We start from the raw sequence: 22013 nt of genomic DNA on the forward strand, positions 1-22013 counted from the left end.
TTAATCACTAATGCGGGTAAAGTTCACCGCCACAAAATGGGCGGTGAATAATCAGTTTGACACATTCAGAAACGCATTTTATCGGAATGTGCGGATTTTGCGGCCATTCACGACTGAACTGTGATAGCCGTCAAACAAAAACAAACTGAATTATTTTACTCTGTGTAATAAATAAAGGGTACTTAGATGCCCTGTACACGGCGAGGTTCTCCCCCCTCGCCAATGCGTGAGAACGTAGAATACACAAAGTCAATCAAGCTGCATCAAGGCGGCAAGTGAGTGAATTGCAGGAGCTTACTAGAGTAAGTGACTGGGATGAGCGAGCGCAGCCCGCCCTGAGGCGGTTTGAAGGATGAAGTGTATAAGCACAAATACTCAGGAGCACTCCTAATTATGTTTAAGAATGCATTTGCTAACCTGCAAAAGGTCGGTAAATCGCTGATGCTGCCGGTATCCGTACTCCCGATTGCAGGTATCCTGCTGGGCGTCGGTTCCGCTAACTTCAGCTGGCTGCCAGCCGTTGTATCGCACGTAATGGCAGAAGCAGGCGGTTCTGTTTTTGCGAACATGCCGCTGATTTTTGCTATCGGTGTTGCGTTAGGCTTCACTAATAATGACGGTGTATCTGCACTGGCATCCGTTGTTGCTTACGGCATCATGGTTAAGACCATGGCTGTTGTTGCGCCGCTGGTTCTGCATTTACCTGCTGAAGAGATCGCCGCTAAACACCTTGCTGATACGGGTGTTCTCGGGGGGATTATCTCCGGTGCGATTGCAGCGTATATGTTTAACCGTTTCTACCGTATCAAATTGCCTGAGTATCTTGGCTTCTTTGCGGGTAAGCGCTTCGTTCCTATCATTTCTGGTCTGGCTGCCATCTTCACAGGTGTGGTTCTGTCCTTCATTTGGCCGCCGATTGGTACTGCTATTCAGACGTTCTCTCAGTGGGCTGCATACCAGAACCCGGTCGTGGCGTTCGGTATCTATGGCTTCATTGAGCGCTGCCTGGTACCGTTTGGTCTGCACCATATCTGGAACGTTCCATTCCAGATGCAGATCGGTGAATACACCAACGCTGCGGGCCAGGTGTTCCACGGTGATATTCCTCGCTATATGGCGGGTGACCCGACTGCGGGCAAACTGTCCGGTGGCTTCCTGTTCAAAATGTACGGTCTGCCGGCTGCTGCTATCGCTATCTGGCACTCTGCTAAACCAGAAAACCGCGCGAAAGTGGGCGGTATCATGATCTCCGCGGCGCTGACCTCGTTCCTGACCGGTATTACCGAGCCGATCGAGTTCTCCTTCATGTTCGTGGCGCCGATCCTGTACATCATCCACGCGATTCTGGCTGGTCTGGCATTCCCGATCTGTATCCTGCTGGGTATGCGCGACGGTACGTCGTTCTCCCACGGTCTGATCGACTTTATCGTTCTGTCCGGTAACAGCAGCAAACTATGGCTGTTCCCGATTGTCGGTATCGGTTATGCGATAGTTTACTACACCATCTTCCGTGTGCTGATCAAAGCGCTGGACCTGAAAACGCCAGGTCGTGAAGATGCTACCGAAGACAGCAAAGCAGGTGCGACCGGTGAAATGGCTCCGGCTCTGGTTGCTGCATTCGGCGGTAAAGAAAACATCACTAACCTCGATGCGTGCATCACTCGTCTGCGTGTCAGCGTGGCTGACGTTGCTAAAGTGGATCAGGCTGGCCTGAAGAAACTGGGTGCGGCAGGCGTTGTGGTAGCTGGTTCCGGTGTTCAGGCTATCTTCGGGACTAAGTCCGATAACCTGAAAACTGAAATGGATGAGTACATCCGTAACAGCTAAGCAGTAAGAAGTTGGGGAGAACTAAGGCAGCCTGCGGGCTGCCTTTTTTATTGCATTAATTAGCCTGAACACGAATCGGTGCGGTGGCGGCGAACAGCCAGGGACGTGCCTCTGCGTTCACGCGCGGGGATAGCGTCTCTCTGACCTGCTGGTGGTAATCATCAATCCACTGTTTCTCAGCATCACTCAGCAGATGCAGTTCGACCAGATTCAAATCAATCGGTACCAGCGTCAGCGTTGAGAAACGACAGAAACCAGGACGACTGTTGATAATCTCCACCTGATTCTCAATGCGGATCCCATATTGTCCGGCAAGATAATAACCTGGCTCGATGGTGATGATGTTGCCTGCGACCAGTGGCCACGGGTTTACTTTTTTGGCAATGCGATGTGGCTGCTCATGAATAAGCAACTGGTGACCCACGCCGTGTCCCGTGCCATGATCAAAATCCAGTCCCAGCTCCCACAACGCCCGGCGGCTAAAAGCATCCAGTTGATGGCCCTGAGTCCCGCTGGGAAACTGCAGCGAAATAAGCGACAAAAAGCCTTTCAACACGGCGGTGTAATGCAGGCGACGTTGCGGATCCTGTGGGCCAAATGCGAGGGTACGCGTCGTATCCGTCGTACCATTGTGGTACTGGCCACCGGAATCATTCAGATACATGGCCTGTGAGGTAATTGGCGTATTGGTTTTTTCACTGGAGTGGTAATGGCACATTGCGGCATTGCTGGCAGAGGCCGAAATCGTGCTGAAACTTTGCTCGATAAATCCCGGCTGCTGCTGGCGAAATTCCAGTTGCTTGGCCTGCGCTTCCAGCTCGGTGACCGGATTGCCTGCCGCTTCGCGCAAAGGAACTTCATGGGCCAGCCAGGCAAGGAAGTTTACCCAGGCTGCGCCATCTTGTTCATGGCATTCCCGATAGCCTGCCAGTTCAACGTCATTTTTGTGGGATTTCATCAGAGTGATGGGATCGGGCGCCCAAAGAACGTTGCCACCGTGTTCTTCAATGGCAAAACGCAATGCGACCGGGGCGTAGTCTTTATCGACCAGGAAACGCTTCCCATTAGCTAATTGCTGGCAGCGAGTCAGAAAATTCTCTTGCGGGGCCAGAGTAAGCGTATCCAGCAGTGATGCGGGGAGCTGTTGCGTTTTATTGCTATCCACAAACCATTCCAGCTCACCGCTGCGATGGAGCAGGGCAAACGAAAACGGCACTGGTACCATGGACAGATCCGAACCACGCACATTCAATAACCAGGCAATGTTATCCGGCAGAGTAATTGCCAGCACGTCAGCCTGGTGTTGAGCGAGTTGTTCCACGACGCGGGCACGCTTTTGCGTGCTGCTTTCCCCGCTGATTTCAATGGGCATTTCACGAATGATGCCGCAGGGTGCTGCCGGGCGGTCTAGCCATACCTGGTCAAAAGGATCTTGCTCAAGAGGCACCAGCTCGCAGTGGGTTGCCGACAGTGCTTCAAACTGACTATTGACCATCAGCATTGGTTCAAAGCCGATACGTTTACCTGCTGCAACATGAGACTGCAAATAGTCGGCCAGCGGCTCATCGTGTAAATGATGAATTTCAAAATCATCCAGCGAGACTTCATTGCGTACCTGGACCTGATAGCGTCCATCGACAAACATTAACGCGCGATCCCGAAGGACCAACGCGAGGCCAGCAGAGCCGCTAAAACCGGTCAGCAAGGCTAGTTTATTGTCATGCGGCGTACAATCTTCACTTTGATGAGCATCGGCGCGCGGAACAATCATGCCATCCAGCCCCTGCGCTATCAGCAGGTTGCGCAGGGCGGAAAGAGGAGTTGAGTTGTGCATAGTTACCTTCAGGTCTTAACGGAACGGCGGTTCGTTGAATGTACGTAATTTACGGGAGTGCAGTCGGTCGCCTTCAGCACGCAAACGATCGATAGCCCGGATACCTATTTGCAGATGCTCAGAAATGGCACCTTCATAAAAACGGTTGGCCTGACCAGGCAGTTTGATCTCACCGTGCAGCGGCTTGTCGGAAACGCACAGCAGCGTGCCGTACGGAACGCGGAAACGATATCCCTGGGCGGCGATGGTGGCGCTTTCCATATCGATAGCCACCGCGCGGCTGAGGTTAAAGCGTAGCGCAGAAGCGGAATAGCGTAGCTCCCAGTTGCGATCGTCAGTGGTGACGACGGTACCGGTACGCAGGCGTTGTTTAACCTCTTCGCCGGGCATACCGCTGACTTCTTTGGTAGCGTCATACAGTGCGCGCTGCACTTCCGCGATGCTCGGAATTGGAATATCTGGCGGCAGTACGGCATCCAGCACGTGGTCGTCACGCAGATAAGCATGGGCCAGAACATAGTCGCCAATCGCCTGGCTTTCACGCAGCCCGCCACAGTGACCAATCATCAGCCAGACATCAGGACGCAGTACGGCCAAATGATCGCAAATGGTTTTGGCGTTAGACGGGCCAACGCCGATATTGACCAGCGTGATCCCCTGACCGTCGGCGGTGATTAAATGCCAGGCGGGCATCTGGTGTTTCTTCCAGGCGAGATCGGAGATCGCTTCTTCAGGCGCTTCAGTTTCAGCGGTGATCCAGATCCCGCCCGCACAAGAAAGCGCGATATACGGGCTGTCCGGGTCGAGGATCTGGCTGCAACCCCAACGCACAAACTCATCGACGTAGCGGGTGTAGTTGGTGAACAGCACAAACGGCTGAAAATGTTCAACCGGTGTTCCCGTGTAGTGGCGCAGTCGCGCCAGCGAAAAATCTACTCGTCGGGCGTCGAAGTGCGACAACGGGGAGAATTCCGCCGGATGATAGGTACCGTCGGCTGTTTCATCGCCAATCTGTGACAGCTCGGTTGTGGGGAAGTGGCGCGTTAGGCCGGTACTCATCGAGCGGTCGAGCGTCAGTTCAGAACCGTCAATGACATACGGATAGGGGATTTCATGCTGCGACGGCTCAACGGAGATATGCGCATCATAATCCTGATACAGCAGCGTGAGTTGTTCTTCAAGATACGGACGAAAAAGCGACGGACGGGTAATCGTAGTGGTGTAGCAGCCCGCATGGGTAAAACGACCATAGGCGCGGGTTTTAGGGGGATTGGTGGCGCTGCCATCCCAGGTGACACACAGTGATGGGTAAACAAAAAGACCGTTATGGCGGGCGATTACGTCAGGGAGCGTCCCTGTTTCAATATACTTACCAATGGCGCTACGCAGTGCTTTTACCGACTGCTCGTACAGCGCGTCCAGTTTATCCAGTGCCTGAGCCGGGGTCAGGCTGGAGCCCTTATTGTTCATGTCTGTCTCCTTGTTCCTCAGATGTACAGCTCTCCCGATAGTATGTCACAGGAATGTGAAACAAAAGTCAGACGTTGAGGAAGATTGTGCGAAGACCGGACGGCCTCCGCACCCGGGCTTAACCGTGCTGCTTATCCCGCATCAGCAATGCTGTAGTGGCGGAAATAAGACAACCCGCCATCAGATAAATGGCCACACTGTGCCAGTCTCCGCCGGAGAATGTTACCAGCGCAGCAGCAATGAAGGGGGTAAAACCGCCGCCAACCACGCTTGCTACCTGATAACCAACGCCCGCACCGCTGTAGCGATAGCTTGCGCCAAACAAACCGGTAAACATAGGTTGCTGCACGCAGACCACCATATCGTGTGCAATGTTGGCTAACATAATTGCGAAAAACACGATCCAGAAAATGGATTGCGCTTCTAACGCCATAAAGAACGGGAATGCGCTGAGCGTCCCGACCAGTGCGCCGGTAATGTAAACGCGCCGGCGACCAAAGCGGTCGGCGAGCCAGGCAAAGCAGGGAATGGTCAGACAGCTCAGTCCACCTACCAATAAGCCGATATTCAGAAACAGTTCGCGAGGTAAGCCCAGATTCTGCGTGGAGTAATTTAGGGCAAACGCGGTGACGATATACATCGTCAGCAGTTCACACAGGCGCAGAGCGATAATTTTCAAAAAGGCACCTGGATGACGGATTAACGCCTCGACTACCGGTAGTCTCTTTTTCTCTGGTTGCGGTGCCTGCTGCTGCTGTTCGAATTCGGCTGATTCATCCATTCGGTTACGCATCCACAACGCGCCCAATACCAGCACGATGCTGAACAGGAATGGAATACGCCAGCCCCAACTCAGGAACTGCTCATCGGTGGTTTGCGAGCTAATCAGCGAGACCAGACCGGTAGAAAGCAGTAGCCCGACGCCATAACCGACCTGAACACCGCTGCTGTAGAAGGCTTTTTTATTTTTCGGCGCGCTTTCGACCGAGAGCAACGCCGCCCCGCCCCATTCACCGCCAACGGCGAATCCCTGAATAGCACGCAGCGTCACCAGCAGAACGGGAGCCCACCAGCCAATGGTGTCAAAGGAAGGAATAATCCCTATCAGTGCAGTGGCGATCCCCATCATCCAGACGGTGAGCATCAGCATACGTTTACGCCCCAGGCGATCGCCGAAGTGGCCGAAGATCACCCCGCCTAACGGGCGGAACAAAAATCCGACGCCAAAGGTAGCAAATGCGGCAAGTGTCCCCATCGCTGGGCTGACTTGCGGGAAGAACTCGCGGTTAAAGACCAGTGCGGCAGTGATGCCGTAAAGCAGAAAATCATACCAGTCGACCACGGCACCCGCGAAGCTACCAAGCGCAGCGCGTCGGGCGCGGTTAAGTGAAGAGGCGTCCTGTTGGGGACCCGTGGAGGTGAGGGAGGAATCCATAGTTATCCTGTCTGTACTGTTTTTTAGTTATTAGTATTTGAGTTGGGTTACACACATTGCAGTCGCAATATTAACGACCGTTATGAGATTACCGCGACAGACGGGAAGTGAAAACGATTATCTCCCTCATCTGATGGCAACATGAAAAATAAGATGAATGAGAAATCTGAACCTGGTGGAATCGTGGCCTGTCAGGAGTGTTCTGATTTCAGGTGGAGCATTAGGAGCGCTGTATTTGGGGAAGTTATAAACCCACTTTCATAATGGTATACGGAGATTCGGTGAAACCACATCGCTCATAAGCACGAATCGCACGCCCGTTATCTCCGTGGACATATAAGCGAAGCTCCAGTGCCTTTTCTGATTTAGCTTCTTTTGTAAAATGTTTGATGAGCTCATCAGCTAATCCCATCCCACGATGCTCCGGGGCGATATAAAAGCTTTGGATCCACCAGTAGTCATTTCCATGAAAATCACTCCATTCTTTTACGACAGAGGTATTGGCGATCACTGTTCCTGAAGAATCTTCCATGACCCAATATTTTGAACGTGGGTTTTCACTAAACGCCGACGAAACGCCACGCTCCACAGCAACAAGGTCAATCACTGAACCTTCAGATTCTTGTGCTTCCTGAGTGGTGAATTCGATGATTTTATTGATATCGTCAGGCGTAGCTGGTCGAATAAAGTAGTTCATAAGTCTGGCTCTCATTAGCGTTGCGGCTATACGAATCGCGCAATACCCTACATCAAATCTTGTTCAATGTCCGCTCTTGGCACGGAGCGGACTTGTTAACTTGCCTGACGATCCGCTTTGAGCGAAGAGCGGCTGTCCCATCCAGCGTAAGAACGTAAAAAAAACCGCCGTGAGGCGGTTTAGCTGTCTCGTTAGGAGGTTGCGCTTGCGAGTCGTGCTGCAAATCCAATGAAGAACATACCTACCAGCGCGTTTCCAATGGTTGATAATCTACGGTTGCCTTTCAGACGGCTTAGCAGATAAGAGCCGCAGAAAACGAGGAAACCGAAATAAACGAGAGTAATTGCGAACATTACTGCTGCAAGGATGATAAACGCCATCCAGGAATGTTCAGCCTGAACATTGATGAACTGGGCGAAGAAAGAGATATAGAACAGCAGCGTCTTTGGATTCAGTAGAGTAACCAGCATTCCACGCCCGATAATCCCCTTAGCATCAGCTGACGATTTCTTTTCCTGACTTGTTTCAACAGTTGGCTTAAAGATAGCGCGTATCGTCTGGACACCGAGATAGAAAAGATAGGCAGCACCTGCGTATTTGATGGCGTTAAACTAGGCTGGAGTTGAGCTTATGACTGCGGCCAGCCCACACCATGCCAGCAGAACCAGAAGTACGTCACTCATGAGAATGGAAAATATTGCAGCAAAGCCTCGTTTAATGCCGCTCGTAATGCTTGTTTTAATCACGAACATGGTCTCAGGGCCAGGAGCAAGAACTATCAGTGTCGCACCAAGCAGATACGTCCAGAAATTCACGATACCAAAATCAGCAAACATTTTTACTCCAGTTCTCTCGTTTTCATCGAGGCTATTCTAACGTAACCAGCGTTAATGAAAACACATCACGGCTGCTTTCTATTTATTCGGCCAATGTCCGCTCCTGGCACGGAGCGGCCGGTCACCCGCTAGACAGCAATCCCCATAATCCTGATGACGCTCTGCTGTGAAGCTGTTTTGAAATAGTCTCTTTTAATTAAGGTCATGCCCTGTTTGCGGTAGAAATTACAGGCGCGTTCGTTCTGTTCAAGAACCTCCAGCCATACAAAGTCTTTCCCCCTGGCCCGGGCCAGGTCTTTGACGGTGTCAAACATGACCTGACCGTAACCTTTACGGGTGTCTGCAGGATCAAGATAGAGCTTGTTAAGCAGCATCCCTGACATATTCGTATCAGGGATGCTGCTTTCATAGGTCACTTTCGCAAAACCAATTGGCCTATCGGTCTCTGCTACATACCAACAGACCGCTTGCTCATTCAGGCTCTGTTCCAGCTCGTCCAGAGAATATTCGCTTGCTAAAAAAGCTTCCAGTTCAGACTTTGACTCCCACAGATGTTCAAAGTGTGCGCGGTAGATGCGGTAGCCCAGCGCATTAAGCAACATCGCGTCGGCAGGTGTGGCTTCACGGATTTGTAATGTCATGAATGATTCCTGTCCTGGTAATAAATTAACGATTACTGAACTATATCAAAACTGTCAGTGATACAGTGGTATGCGAATATTTCAGAGGCTTATCAGTATGAAGATTGTTTTTATCCCTGCGTTGATCGCCGTCCTGATTGATAAAGAACAGGACATGGGACGGGAATTGACCCGCGATGAGGTTGAGTCCATTCGCGATGGCGCTACAGCCATCCGCCTGCCAGCCGAAGCAGCCGAGGATATAATCAGAGAGCGTGGCTACCGCGATATTGATCCTGAGAATGTCTGGCGCGAGTGGCAGGCGTATAAAGCTGACTGAATGTCGAAGGGAACACGCTGCTTTAGTGGCACATGAAAATTATGCTCTTACACGGATGCGTTTACTCCGCGCCTGTCGTGGAGCTGAGGGGCAACTTTGAGCGACATGCAGCCAGTGAGTTTTGAATAAAATTTAACGGCTAAATCGACGCCCCGTAATTTTTATAAGTGGGGCATTTTTATCTTCAGAACCTATTAACTCCAGCCTTGTTTTCTACGACGGATATAAGGTAATACGGATAATAAAGCCAGAACCGCTAATACCATTCCAATCCATAGAGCTGAACGTAAACCGAATCCAGATGAAATTGCCATTCCACCTAAATAAGAACCGCCACCTAATCCAATATTGATCACGGAAGTATGAACGGCATTGACCATTGGCCCTGGATGTGCCACGCTGACAATTCTTGCCATCATTGCCGGATTCATTGGTACGCCAGATAAACCGATAAGTATAACAGCCAGAAGAGCAATGACCTGATATTGAACAAATAGCGCCATGCCGAGCAAAGAAATACTCAATATTGTTAAGCCGACAACCATAACAGTTAAACTATGGCGATATGCAAGACGTCCCGTTACCATATTCCCGATGATATTGGCTAGTCCATAAAGCATCAGAATGAAGGGAACTGTCTGCATTGTAAATTCACTGACATCAGTCAGCACGGGAACAAAATAACTGAATGCCGCAAAACTTGCTCCTAAAATCAAACAGCTGGTTGCACAGGCTTTCCAATAGGCTTTATTTTTAAATGCCTTAATCTCTTCAGCCATCTTGATAGCACCGCCGCCGCTCATATGTGGCAATAAACGTACTAATGCTAGCAAGCATATGAAAACCAGGACCGCGACCAGCCCAAAACTTATTTTCCAGCCCCAGTGCTGGTCAATGATTGTCGCGATAGGTACACCAAAGACATTGGATACCATAAAACCAGCTATCACTATTGATGCGGCACGAGGGCGATTTTCAACAGATACAAGAGCCATACTTGTCGCGAGTGAAAGACTTAAACACCCTGCACATAAAATACCTGTCACGATGCGAATGGCAACTAACACATTGTAATCAGAGGCAAAGACGCTTAATCCTTGTACGATAACATATAACCCTAACAGCCATAATAACGTTGAGCGATAGGGCGCTTTAAACTTAAGAAAGGTGTAGGTTAATACCGGGCCACCTAGCATTACACCGAATGCATAATATGAAATCAAATGCCCGACTTCGCCGACTGTAACACCAAATGCTTCCGATAGCGTGGTCATCATACCCGCCACCATTAACTCTGCTGTACCTAATGAAAAAATGGCTAACCCTAAAATATAAACGACTAATGGCATGTTTTTTTATTTTTCCTTGTATTGGAATGATCGTTACAAAAATGAGTGCAAGTAAATAATGAATTTTTTCGCTTAAATTTATAAATTGATTAACAGACCAGCGACGACATCTTCGAGGATTTTTCTATCTGTAATGTTTTTATTCAGTACACGTAAACCGTAATAGCCTGCCATAAAGCCTCTCGCCATTTCGACGGCTGATGCTTTATTGTTCAGTTCGCCGCTTCGTTGGCCTTCGATGAATACCGACACCAGCGTTTTTTCTAAATGCTGACGATATTCATTATTCAGGCTCGCAACGGCTTCATCTTTACTGCCCATCTCTAAGGCTGAAAATAAGACCATCGCATCATGCTGCTCTGGCTGAGAAAGATCTTCGGCAATACCCCAGAGCAGAAGGGTATGCAATCGCTCTTTTACCAGACCTGGTTGTGTGAGTATTGTTAACTGTGCTGACATAGTTTGTTCGTGGCTGCGCAACAAAGCTTGCTCGTACAGGGCTTGCTTGCTTCCAAAGGCATTGTATAGGCTTCCCCGCCCTAATCCCGTACCATTGCATAAATCTTGCGCGGAGGTGCCTGCATAACCATTGGCGCTGAAAACAGCGACGGCAGCATCAATGACATCCTGATCTTCGAACTTTCGTGGACGACCTGGAAAGGTTGGTTTTTCAGCACTCATAGGGATGTGGGACTTGAAATGAGTTGAGGCGGCATAGTATTGATTATGGAACGATCAGTCAAATAATTTTCATAAATAAATCAGCGATGACGCGCAGACAGATTTTCTTATGAATTGCTATGCGTTTCTATAGAGGGATGTGTGGATTTTATCCTTTCCAGGATAGTACGTTGATACAACGGCAACCACGCGTAATGGTTAATCATCACACCGGAATCTACCGTATTCTAGCGAACGTCCAACGTCCCCCTTCGATTAAGGATAGCGTTGCATCGACCGATTGAACTCACAGGGCAGAGTAAAGTCATTGCAGCGTGAGTGATATGACAGGCGACCTGTTGAAGCCATGGTACCATTACAGACTGTATCATCTACCTCACTACACACATCGGCCTGCCAGATACTGGTTCGGGGTGTATCTCCGTATCCACGCTGAATATGGTTCTCAGCAATCCAGGGTTCATCACCTCTTCTGGTGTGCCTTGCGCCATAACATGTCCGTTCGCCATTACCACCAGATGGTCGCAGTACCGGCTGGCTTGATTAAGGTCGTGCAGCACGGCGACCACCGTTTTCCCCTGAGCCCGGAGTTCGCCCATCAGCCGCATCAGTTCCACCTGATGATTGATATCGAGATAGGAGGTTGGCTCATCGAGTAGTACAACGGGCGTATCCTGCGCCAGGACCATCGCCAGAAATGCGCGCTGTCGCTGACCGCCAGAAAGATCGGTTAACCGTCGGTCGGCAAGATGTTGGATCCGGGTCTGGTTCATAGCATCATGGACCCGCGTATTGTCTTCAACGGAGAGACGCCCCCAGAGTGACAACCACGGGTTGCGACCGTACGAAACAAGCTCCTGGACGGTGATCCCCTCGGGAGTTAAATGGTGCTGGGGCAGCAGCGCCAGCCTGCGGGCTAGCTGGCGTGATGAGAGCGTATTGATGGCACTATCGCCGAGAAATACGCCTCCGGACTGCGGTGTTAACAGTCGTGAAAAACAGTTTAACAACGTTGACTTCCCGCAGCCGTTAGGGCCGAGCAGGGCGGTTGTCTTCCCCGCTGGTAGGGTGAGTGAAACGCCATCAAGCACCTTGTTTATCCCGTAACAGACCGTCAGATTTTCAGTTCGTAATGTCATTTATCGCATTCTCACAAGCAGCCAGACAAACCATGGTGCACCGATAATGGCGGTCAGCACGCCAGCCGGAAGTTCCAGAGGAGGATGAATAATTCGCGCCAGCAGGTCGGCAACCACCAGCAGTAACGCACCTGTCATGGCTGAAACGGGCAGCAGCCAGCGGTGACGTCCACCAGTAATGCTGCGCACCATATGCGGCACCACAAGACCAATAAAGCTAATTGGGCCGCAGACGGCCACGCCGGTCGATGTCATGGCGACGGCCAGTAGCAAAGCCTGGAGCCGAATACGCGGCACCGACATACCGAGCGTGGTGGCGCGCGCATCGCCCAATGCCAGGAGGTCGAGATCGCGGCAAAAGCGCAGACTCAGCGGCAGAAACAAAATCAGCAGTGGGGCGGCTATTTTCACAAAGCTCCAGTCACGGCCCCATAAGCTGCCGGTCAGCCACAGCAGGGCGCTGTTCACATCCTGCGGACGCGAAAGCATCAGATAATCCGTCAGGCTGGCCCAGCAGGCAGAGAGCGCAACACCCGTGAGCGCCAGCTTCATCGGCTGGCTGGTGTTCGCCAGTATTCTCAGCAGGATCAGGCCCGCCATGCCACCGGCAAAGGCCAGCAGCGGCAGAGAAATCACCGGTAGTGACGGCAAGAGAAGCAGTGCCCCCACAGAGGCCAGGCTGGCGGCATGGTTTACGCCGAGAATATCCGGCGATGCCAGAGGGTTACGCACGATCCCCTGCACCAGAACGCCTGCCACCGCGAGGGCGGCACCGACAAGCAACGCCAGCAGCAGTCGCGGCAGGCGGTACGCCGTTAATACGTAATGATATTCGCGCCCGCTCTGCCAGTCGGTTAGCAGGGCATGCCAGGGAACGGCGATCACCCCCATTTGCAATGACAGAGTCGAAAATCCTGCCAGCGCGAGGGCGATGAAAATGACTATCGCAATTTTCATCCACGCCTCCTGACCAGCCAGACAAAACAGGGGGCACCAATCAGCGCCACTACTGCTCCTGCGGGCAATTCGCCAGGGAAGGCCAGCGCTCGGGCCAGAACATCCGCCAGCAGCAGCAGCGTGGCACCCATAATCATGCTCATCGGCAGGACCTTGCGCTGATCGAATCCCACCCAGAAGCGAGCCAGATGTGGCATCAGCAGACCGATAAACGCTACCGGGCCTGCCACGCTGACGCAGGTACCGACCAGAAGCAGCACCAGAATATTGATGATCAAACGGAGCTTCGGCAGATTCACCCCCAGCGTGCGGGCGGTGCTGTCACTGACGTTAAGCAGGTTCAGTTGATTAGCCAGCAGCAACACCACCGGTACAGCAACCGCCACCATCGGGAAAAGCTGCCAGAATTCCTGCCAACGTGCGTGGGATACGCCCCCCGCGAGCCAGTAAAAAATGCCGTAAGCGTGATCTTCCGTCAGCAGCAGGGTGATGCGGGTTAGGGCCATACAGAAAGCCGAGAACGCGATGCCCGCCAGGATCAGTTTGTTTCTGTCCTGGGTGTGGCGAAATCCACCGCCTGCGGTCATCACCAGCAGCCAGCTTACGCCGCCACCGCAGGCGGCGATAAAAGCGATAGAGTAACCCGCAACGGGCACAGGGCTGATGGCGCTGGTAAGCGCCATCGCCAGCGCTGCGCCACTGTTAATACCGAGTAGTGAAGGGGAGGCCATTGCATTATGCGTCAGGGTCTGCAGCAGCGTTCCCGCCAGAGCCAGGCTTGCGCCGATCAAAATGGCGACCAGGCTTCTCGGCAAACGAAGGTTTTGCACCAGCGCTTGTGGAAGCGTCGGCGTATGGCCTGGCAGCAGGGCGTGAATGGCGTCAACGCCGGAAACAGGAATGGCCGAGTAGCAAAACAGACTCAGCCAGAAGATAGCGATAAGCGCGACAAGGGGAAGACCCCACTGTAGCGCTGGATGTTTGAAAACTGTCATTTCACATCGGATAAAGGCTGGTGGTGAAAGATTTTTACCGTGTCGCTGGCAATGCGTTCGGCTGCGAAAATGCCGCGCATCCGCGCCCAGGCGTTACTGTCGACCGACGCCGTCTGTTGTTTTTGCGCCGAAGTTAACATCTGCCACAGCGGGTCTTGTTGCCAGCGTTTCACGATGCTCTCTTCACGATAGTGCGCGACCAGCAGCCATGCCGGATTGAGCGCCAGCACCTGTTCCAGACCGATGGACGGCATAGACGAACCCGCCATAGCTGCAGGCACCGTCAGCCCCAGAGAGGTCAGGACGCCCCCGGTCCAGGTCTCCTGCGTGTGCAGGTTGAACTGCTGCTCCCGGGACGTACCAAACACCACCATCGTGTCTTTTGGCAGTTGGCTGGCCCACGCTGACATCTGTTGTTGGTGTTGCGCCAGGCGTGACTGCATCTGTGCTTTTTTACCCACAATTTCACCGATGATGGCCGCAGATTGCAGATTTTCAGCGTAGGTTTCATTGCGAGACTTGAGCAGCAGCACAGGTGCTATTTGCTGTAAGGCGTTGTAAATACCCGCATGGCGGCTGCTGTCGGCAATGATCAGATCCGGTTTCAGCGCGCTGATGGCTTCTAAACTCGGCTGCGCACGCGTGCCGACAGACTGCCAGGGTTTCAGATGGGCACGAACCTCTGGAAGAATGCGTGTGGCATCGTTATCGTCGGCAATGCCGACCGGACTGACATCGACAGCAGCCAGTGCGTCCGCGAACGAAAGTTCCAGCACCACTATCCGTTGTGGCGTTTTATCAAGCGTAAAGGTGCCATGTTCGTCATGAACCGTGGCGGCAAAAGCATGGCCGGTGAGCAGCAGAGCGGCGAATAGCGTGCGTAATGGTGTGAACATGTAAATTGCCTGCGTCGGGTGGCGTTTCGTTTGCCCGACCTACAAAACAGCATGCAGGCCGGGTAAACGGGGTTTAGAACTTCAACGAACCCTGCATATACAGCGTGCGCGGCTGGCCTGCGTAGATGCCTTTGTTGTTGTCGTCGTAAGAGCGGGTGAAATACTCTTGGTCGAAGATATTTTTCACACCGAACGCCAGGTTCAGGTCTGCCATCTGCGGGCCGAAGTCATAGGCTACGCGTGCGCCCCAGAGCATAAAGCCAGGGATGCGACCGGTACTGCCGTCAGCGCTCTCTTTAACGGTGTTGGCGTTATCCGCAAACTGGCTGGACTGGAAATCGCTATTCAGATTGAAGGTCCAGTTGCCCGGCTTATAGTCCACGCCCAACGTGCCTTTGTGTTTTGGTGAGAAGGGCACCTGATTGCCATAGGTATCGCCTTTCTCGCGAATCTCAGCGTTCACATACGCATAGCTTGCGTAGACTGAAACGTTGTCGAGCGTTGGCGTCAATGTGCCGAGATCATAGCGAGTCTGAGTTTCCAGTCCGGTATGACGCGTTTTACCGCGTGCAGTAACGGTGTCGTTGGTTTGGTTGGAATCGTACTGATTATTAAAGTTAATCAGGAACAGCCCCATTTCCGCCGTCAGCGCGCCATCGTCGTATCGGGTTCCGAGCTCCCAGGTTCGCGCTTTTTCCGGTTCCACATTGCCGCTTTGCACAGCTTTGCCAATTTGGCTGTACTGTACGGTGCCGAATGAGCCTTCAGTGTTTGCATAAAGATTCCAGCTATCAGTCAGGTGATAAAGCACATTTAGCGCCGGAAGTGGGGCGTTGTAGCTTACTTCCTCATGTGTGCCTTTGATGGCGTTGTTCTGGTATGACTCGATATGTTCAAAGCGCATACCCGGTGTGATAGTCCAGTTGCCAATGTCGATTTTGTCATCCAGATACCAGGCGTGCGCTTCGGTGCCCGAACGAGTGTCGCGATCGTAAGGGCTGGCGCTGGACGGCAGTTGTCCACTGCTGGTGGCCGTGTAGTAACGCATTTCATGCGTCGACTCGCTCACATAGCGGTATCCCACGCCCACTTCGTGCGCGGAAGGACCCACCATAAAGCTCTGACTGTAGCGTGGTTCAATGCCGCGTACCCAGTAGTTACGCGGTGAAAGGGTGAGGCGTTTTCCCTGTTCCAGGTAGCCGCTGCGCAGGGTTTCAGTGTAGAAGCCCTGAATATTGAATTTATGCTGGCTGTCCGGCTGGAACTGATAGCCGAGGCTTGCCAGCTTGCGGCGCCCCCAGAAGCGATCGTAAGGGCGCGTGGATTGCCAGCGGTCAGCGTCGTAATCCGCGCGAGACAGGCCACCGGGCATGTCAGCTTCACCGTCGTAGTATTGCAACAGACTGTTGAAGGTATGCACTTCGTTTGGCGCATATTTGCTTTTCAGCATCAGGTCGTCGATGCGGGTCGCGCTGTGTTCGCGCCAGTCGCTTCCACGTGTACCGGAGTAAAGCAGGGCGGTACCAAAACCGTTATCCGCCGTGCCGCCCACCATCAGGTTGTGCGTTTCTTTTGGGTTATTTTGTGAAGATGTTGGGCTGAGCTGGCCTTCCACGCCGGCTTCGATGCCGAAGTCTTGCGGAATAGCGCGGGTAACAAAGTTCACCACACCGCCCACGCTCTGTGGCCCGTAACGCACTGCGCCACCGCCGCGAACCACGTCGATGGCGTCCATATTTCCGAGTGAGACGGGCGCCAGTGAAAGCTGCGGCTGGCCGTAAGGGGCAAACGGCACGGGAATACCGTCCATCAGCACCGTTGAACGGCTGGCCAGGCGCGGATTCAGGCCGCGAATACCAAAGTTCATTGCCAGATTGTGGCTACCGGTGCCGTTGTTTTCTGGGGCGGTAACGCCAGGAATGCGGTTCAGTACCTCGCGCATGGATGTTGCGCCGGTTTTGGCAAAATCCTCACGGCGGATAACGTCACGTGCGCCGGCATGCTCGAATACGTCGTTTTCGCGCGCATCCCCCAGCCAGTCGCCCACCACGGTCAGGGCATCTTCTTGCGGTGTTGGTGCGGGCTCCAGCGTCCAGCTATTATTACCCAGCGATTTCACCTGCAGGCCACTACCGTTCAGCAGGTGTTGCAGGCCAGTTTCGACGTCGTAGTCACCGTGAAGACCGTTACTCTGTTTGCCGCGCGTCAGGCTGGCGTCAACCGATAGGGTAATTCCGCTGAGCGCGGCATACTGATTAAGGGCTTTGTCGAGCGAACCCGGTGCAATATCAACCTGCGCTGCGAAGGCGGATAACGACAGCCCGGCCAGCGGCAGCAGGCTCAGGCGAACGGCGTTAACCAAAGGTGTTGTTTTGCGAAAAACGCGTAAAGGCGTCATACCTTCTCCATCATCATTTTTGTTGTGTTCATCTATGAGTCGAATGAGAAGGGGAAAAAGGACAATCGAAATGAGAATTATTTTTCTTACAGTGCGGAAATATTTACCCAGTATCGCGTAACTGACTGAATTTTCACTGGAAGAGTCTTGGCAATAACATCCAGGATTGCATCAGTATTTTTCAGCGGGAAAGTGCCACTCAGGCGTAACCCGGCTACAGCCGGATCGCAGCGCAGCACGCCGTTGCGATAACGGCTCAGCGTGGCAATCACTTCACTCAAAGGTTTATCGCTGAAGCTCAGAATGCCCTGCGTCCAGGTGGCGCTTTCATCATCCGCTGAGGCTATTGCACCAAATTCAGACGCGCTAAACTGCAGGCTCTCGCCAGCGCTGACGATGCGTTTTTCCTGCGGACGATTTGCCAGTAAGACTTCAACAGCGTGTTGTTGAACGACAACGCGTGTGACGTTGTCCTGCTGGTAGACGGTAAATTCTGTGCCTAATGCGGTGAGCTGGCCCTGGCGGGTCACAACGCGGAAAGGTCTCTGCTGCGCGTCTTTTGCGGTAGTAATAGCAATTTCGCCGTACCAGAGATGGACAGCGCGTTGACGTGTATCAAAACGAACGTCCGCGGCGCTTTGTGTGTTGAGCGTCAGCAGAGAACCATCTTCCAGCCGCTGATGGCTGACCGCGCCTTTGGCGGTGCGGTAATCCGCGCGCAGACCTTCACCGGCTTCAGACTGCCAGAGCTGCCAGCCGCCGCCTACGCCGAGTAGCAGCAGTAGCCCTTTCATGACATGACGACGGGTAAGGCGCGTATCGTGCAGCGCCCGGCTGGCGACATCGCCCGGTACGCGGCTGAGCTGGCTGCGCAGGTTTTCAACCTGTTGCCAGGCCCACTGATGATCTTTGTCCTCTTCGTACCATTGTTGCCAGCGCGCTTCTTGCTGTGGGCTGATACGCTCGCAGCTCAATACAGCATACCAGTGCGATGCCGAGCGCAATGCCTGGCGGCGAGAATCGGTGATAGAAGCGTTCACAGGCCGTGCTCCAGACGAAACAGCAGACAATGTTCGATAGCCTTTGCCATATACTTTTTCACCGAGCTGACGGAGATACCGAGCTTCAGCGCGATCTCGCTGTATGTCAGACCATCCAGTTGCGAAAGCAGAAACGCCTCTCGTGTTTTTCCGTTCAGCCCGTCAAGCATGCTGTCGATGAGTTGCAGGGTTTCGAGCTGGCTCTCGCGTTCCTCGGGGGAAGGCGCGAGCGCCTCCGGCATAAGCGCCAACATCTCCAGATAGGCTTTTTCCAGCGCGTTTCGGCGAAACAGGTCGACCATCACCCGTTTGGCGAGAGTGCACAGAAAGGAGCGCGGATCGCGGATCGTCGAGAGCGAGTCGCTGCCCATTACCCGTAGAAAAGTGTCCTGGGCAATGTCATCTGCATCAAAGGCGGACTGGAGTTTGCGCGTCAGCCAGCTTTTCAACCAGCCGTGATGTGCGCCATAAAGCGACTCGAGCGTAAAGGAAGCAGTGGTAGTGGCGTGGTCAGACATGTGGAATGTATCAAAAGTTAATTATCACGCGATTATAGTAATATGAGAATGGTTATCATTACAATTAGAAATATAATTGTATTACGTTGAACTTCTTAATGCGTTGTTATTTATAAAAATGTTATGAGGTGGATATCGGATGGGGAAGGGGAGTCTGCTTCTGGCATGTGACGGTTGGAATGACATCTGACCATGTCTGCTGTGAGCATGGAGCAGACGAATGCTTTAAAGCATGCTGAACTCTTTAAAAGTAAACCGTATTGGGAGGACACCGAGAGCAGAGCAGCTGTTACTTTTCTGGAAAAGGTGAGTTGCGGATCAGGAAATGCTCAATCGAGTCGATTAAACCGGGAGCTAAGGGGAGCGCGGGTTCAGCGTATGTCGCGATATTCGCTTTGCGATCGTCCGAAGTCACCTCTTTCATAACATGGTTCATATTGGGCAGTATAACCAGGGGCGCTTGAGGATTCGCGGCCTTAAGCAGTCTTGCATCCGTTTCTTCCACCTGGAGATCGCGTTGCCCTTGTAGCACTAACACGGGTTTGGAAATACTCGAAATGAGATGACCCGGATTATATGAAAACGCATTGATCAAAAACCCCTGAACAGCAGGATTAAAGATACTTTGCAGTGCTGGGTGAATATTCGTAATATCGACTCGCCGCCGATGCTCCAGAGCATCAATTATCGGCAGCGCCTGCTTTAATAGAATTTCATTTTCCGGATTAGCGTTAAGTTGCCCCCTCAACACCTCGCCCATCGGCCTCCCAGGCGTTGCGATAAGAACCACACCGCACACATTCTCTTTTTGAGCCGAGGCAAGTGCGACTAGGCCCCCTTCGCTGTGTCCTAAAACCCAAACACAGGGAGTATGCATGTGACGTCTAAGCACGTCTACCCAGGATCGAACGTCGTCAACATAGTCAGCAATCGTCACCGCATTGGCATCCTCTACGGCCATTGCGCTAGCGAACATTCCACGTTTGTCGATACGAAGTGTCGCAAAACCTTTGGCAGCAAGGCCTTCAGCAAGAAGTCGGTAAGGCGATGCATTCACACCAAGTGGGTTGTTTCCATCCCGATCGGTTGGCCCGGAGCCAGGAACGATAAGAACAACGGCTGTTGGTTTTGAATTCGGGGTGAGTAACGTGCCTTTCAAAGGGCCTTTTGGCCCTGCGGCATCCAGGACAGTTTCGGAAAAGGTCTCCGGTACTGCCGCCAGACTCACAAATGGGCAAGCGCCCAAAAGGGCAATTGAGGCGGCAATATTCATTGGAGATGTTCCTGTAAAATTCAGCGTATCCGTCAATTTATATTATAAATATGGCCTGCTCTCCATTGATTAATATATCAGCGGCGATAGAAAACGCCGCTTCTGGGCACAGAGCGGACGTACTGGGTGAGTTTAAAGTCTACTGTGAGCGAAGAGTGGACATCTCAACTCATTGTTGTTCCTGTCTATTGATATGGAAGCCTGGAACGGCAAGCGTCTGGAACAAATACCTGCGGCTATTATGAATGAAGTGTTGGCCAGACTAAGTTGAGGTTTTGATATGCGCAATGAGCAATAGCATAAAAGCAAAAAACCTGCTTAGTTTCCTAAGCAGGCTTCTTAAATTTGGCTCCTCTGACTGGACTCGAACCAGTGACATACGGATTAACAGTCCGCCGTTCTACCGACTGAACTACAGAGGAATCGTTTGAACGAGGCGCATATTAGCGAGGGTGGTGAGGCTTGTCAAAGGGGTAAATACATTTGTGTGTTCGTTTGCTGACAAAATCAGCAAAGCGGCGATCTTTCCGTCTTTTTATGCTTTTGCCCCATTCTGGTGCGTGTCTACCTCTTCCAGGGCAGCCTGAATGAGATACTTAGGTGTGCAGAATGATCTTCCTTCGCTTTTACTCCTGACTTTACGCGGCTTTAACCGTAAAACACCGTTTTAGACGAAAGTGGCAAGCATCTTGCAATCCTGAATTTAATGACTGCCAGCACGGGTTCTGGTATTCCGACAGGAGGCAAAATGAACTTCAGACGACTGAAATATTTCGTGAAAATCGTCGATATTGGTAGCCTGACCCAGGCAGCGGAAGTGTTGCACATTGCGCAACACGCGCTGAGCCAGCAGGTCGCTACGCTGGAAGGTGAGCTGGATCAGCAATTGCTGATTCGTACCAAGCGTGGCGTCACGCCGACGGAAGCAGGAAAAGTGCTATATACCCACGCCCGGACGATTTTACGTCAGTGCGAACAGGCGCAACTTGCGGTTAATAACGTGGGCCAGACCTTGAGTGGACAGGTCTCTATCGGCCTTGCGCCGGGGACAGTCGCGTCATCCATTACCATGCCGTTATTACAGACGCTACGTGCCGAACTGCCTGATGTGCTGGTCTATTTGCATGAAAACAGTGGGGCAGTGCTGAATGACAAGCTGCTCAGCGGGCAATTAGATATGGCAGTGCTCTATGAGCGTTCACCCGTGGCGGGCATCAGCAGTCAACCGTTGCTTAAAGAGGATCTGTACCTGGTTGGCACGCGTGAGTGTCCGGGGCAAAGCGTCGATTTAGCCGCAGTGGCGCAGATGAATTTGTTCTTGCCACGGGATTACAGCGCGGTTCGCCTGCGCGTGGATGAAGCTTTTTCGCTACGTCGCTTAACGGCTAAAGTGATTGGCGAAATTGAGTCTATCTCCACCCTAACGGCCGCCATTGCCAGTGGTATGGGTGTCACAGTGTTGCCTGAGTCGGCCGCCCGTTCATTATGCAATGCGGCTAACGGCTGGATGGCGCGCATCACAACACCATCGATGAATCTGCCATTATCGTTGAACGTATCAGCCAGAGGGAGTTTATCGCCCCAGGCGCAGGCCGTGAAGGAGATCCTGTTGTCGCTGGTCAGCCGTCCGGCGCTGGAAAATCGCGAGCTGCAACTGGTCAGCTAAACCTTATTCCCGCAAGGAATAAGATGCAGGTTTTTATTATTT

18 protein-coding genes, 1 tRNA gene and 1 pseudogene are annotated in these 22013 nt (G+C 52.4%); 3 read left to right on the top strand and 17 right to left on the bottom strand.

Features of this window, described 5'->3' with window-relative positions:
- Positions 1-393 precede the first annotated feature (393 nt).
- A complete protein-coding gene (gene ptsG, locus OGY10_RS18140; protein WP_003836725.1) occupies positions 394-1827 on the top strand; it encodes a PTS glucose transporter subunit IIBC in 1434 nt (477 codons plus the stop codon).
- A 55-nt stretch (positions 1828-1882) separates the two neighbouring features.
- Here the strand turns inward: ptsG and OGY10_RS18145 are convergent, their stop codons facing one another.
- The 6 genes and pseudogenes from OGY10_RS18145 to OGY10_RS18170 all read right to left on the bottom strand — a co-directional run bounded on the left by OGY10_RS18145 (position 1883) and on the right by OGY10_RS18170 (position 8740).
- Entirely contained in the window at positions 1883-3661 is a 1779-nt protein-coding gene (locus OGY10_RS18145; RefSeq protein ID WP_191226171.1) for an aminopeptidase P family protein, read from the bottom strand.
- Between the two features lie 15 nt (positions 3662-3676).
- A complete protein-coding gene (locus OGY10_RS18150; RefSeq protein WP_191226170.1) occupies positions 3677-5131 on the bottom strand; it encodes an AMP nucleosidase in 1455 nt (484 codons plus the stop codon).
- 118 nt (positions 5132-5249) lie between these two features.
- Complete coding sequence (shiA, locus tag OGY10_RS18155; RefSeq protein ID WP_003832199.1) at positions 5250-6566, bottom strand: shikimate transporter; 1317 nt, start codon at positions 6564-6566, stop codon at positions 5250-5252.
- Positions 6567-6810: 244 nt separating this feature from the next.
- Positions 6811-7263 carry a GNAT family N-acetyltransferase gene (locus tag OGY10_RS18160; RefSeq protein WP_191226169.1) on the bottom strand — a complete coding sequence of 151 codons (453 nt, stop codon included), beginning with the start codon at positions 7261-7263 and terminating at the stop codon, positions 6811-6813.
- 191 nt (positions 7264-7454) lie between these two features.
- Positions 7455-8099 (bottom strand): annotated as a pseudogene (gene leuE, locus OGY10_RS18165) (leucine efflux protein LeuE).
- Between the two features lie 128 nt (positions 8100-8227).
- Positions 8228-8740, bottom strand: a complete 513-nt coding sequence (locus OGY10_RS18170) for a GNAT family N-acetyltransferase (protein WP_032942975.1) — start codon at positions 8738-8740, stop codon at positions 8228-8230.
- 97 nt (positions 8741-8837) lie between these two features.
- On the opposite strand from OGY10_RS18170, the gene OGY10_RS18175 reads away from it, so the two are divergent.
- Complete coding sequence (locus OGY10_RS18175; RefSeq protein WP_111465785.1) at positions 8838-9059, top strand: hypothetical protein; 222 nt, start codon at positions 8838-8840, stop codon at positions 9057-9059.
- 194 nt (positions 9060-9253) lie between these two features.
- Here OGY10_RS18175 and OGY10_RS18180 read toward each other — a convergent pair whose 3' ends face one another.
- The 11 genes from OGY10_RS18180 to OGY10_RS18230 form a co-directional block, all read right to left on the bottom strand.
- Positions 9254-10408: an MFS transporter gene (locus OGY10_RS18180; protein WP_191226168.1), complete on the bottom strand. Its 1155-nt coding sequence runs from the start codon at positions 10406-10408 to the stop codon at positions 9254-9256.
- 78 nt (positions 10409-10486) lie between these two features.
- Positions 10487-11089 (bottom strand): TetR/AcrR family transcriptional regulator, encoded by a 603-nt coding sequence (locus tag OGY10_RS18185; protein WP_032942979.1) that lies wholly within the window; start codon positions 11087-11089, stop codon positions 10487-10489.
- Positions 11090-11460: 371 nt separating this feature from the next.
- Positions 11461-12228, bottom strand: a complete 768-nt coding sequence (gene fecE / locus OGY10_RS18190; RefSeq protein ID WP_060682379.1) for a Fe(3+) dicitrate ABC transporter ATP-binding protein FecE — start codon at positions 12226-12228, stop codon at positions 11461-11463.
- Positions 12229-13185 (bottom strand): Fe(3+) dicitrate ABC transporter permease subunit FecD, encoded by a 957-nt coding sequence (gene fecD, locus OGY10_RS18195; protein ID WP_191226167.1) that lies wholly within the window; start codon positions 13183-13185, stop codon positions 12229-12231.
- The gene (fecC, locus tag OGY10_RS18200; RefSeq protein ID WP_060682377.1) at positions 13182-14180 is read right to left on the bottom strand and encodes an iron-dicitrate ABC transporter permease FecC; all 999 of its coding nucleotides are present in this window, start codon (positions 14178-14180) and stop codon (positions 13182-13184) included. Before fecC ends, fecD begins: the two co-directional genes overlap by 4 nt.
- Entirely contained in the window at positions 14177-15076 is a 900-nt protein-coding gene (locus tag OGY10_RS18205; protein ID WP_267445817.1) for a Fe(3+) dicitrate ABC transporter substrate-binding protein FecB, read from the bottom strand. The genes fecC and OGY10_RS18205 overlap by 4 nt, the downstream gene beginning before the upstream one ends.
- 73 nt (positions 15077-15149) lie before the next feature.
- A complete protein-coding gene (fecA, locus tag OGY10_RS18210) occupies positions 15150-17474 on the bottom strand; it encodes a TonB-dependent Fe(3+) dicitrate receptor FecA (protein WP_286577146.1) in 2325 nt (774 codons plus the stop codon).
- 86 nt (positions 17475-17560) lie between these two features.
- On the bottom strand, positions 17561-18514 hold the full coding sequence (gene fecR / locus OGY10_RS18215) for a ferric citrate uptake sigma factor regulator FecR (RefSeq protein ID WP_286577148.1): 954 nt from the start codon (positions 18512-18514) through the stop codon (positions 17561-17563).
- Complete coding sequence (gene fecI, locus OGY10_RS18220) at positions 18511-19032, bottom strand: ferric citrate uptake sigma factor FecI (RefSeq protein ID WP_008784388.1); 522 nt, start codon at positions 19030-19032, stop codon at positions 18511-18513. Before fecI ends, fecR begins: the two co-directional genes overlap by 4 nt.
- A 289-nt stretch (positions 19033-19321) precedes the next feature.
- Positions 19322-20305, bottom strand: coding sequence for an alpha/beta hydrolase (locus OGY10_RS18225; protein WP_191226163.1), 984 nt, complete (start codon positions 20303-20305; stop codon positions 19322-19324).
- Positions 20306-20651: 346 nt separating this feature from the next.
- Positions 20652-20727, bottom strand: a tRNA-Asn gene (locus tag OGY10_RS18230).
- 326 nt (positions 20728-21053) lie between these two features.
- Here OGY10_RS18230 and nac point away from each other — a divergent pair.
- A complete protein-coding gene (nac, locus tag OGY10_RS18235) occupies positions 21054-21971 on the top strand; it encodes a nitrogen assimilation transcriptional regulator NAC (RefSeq protein ID WP_286577150.1) in 918 nt (305 codons plus the stop codon).
- Positions 21972-22013: the final 42 nt, after the last annotated feature.

It is taken from the genome of Citrobacter sp. Cpo148, assembly GCF_030332375.1.
GTDB classification, from domain to species: Bacteria; Pseudomonadota; Gammaproteobacteria; order Enterobacterales; family Enterobacteriaceae; genus Citrobacter; species Citrobacter portucalensis.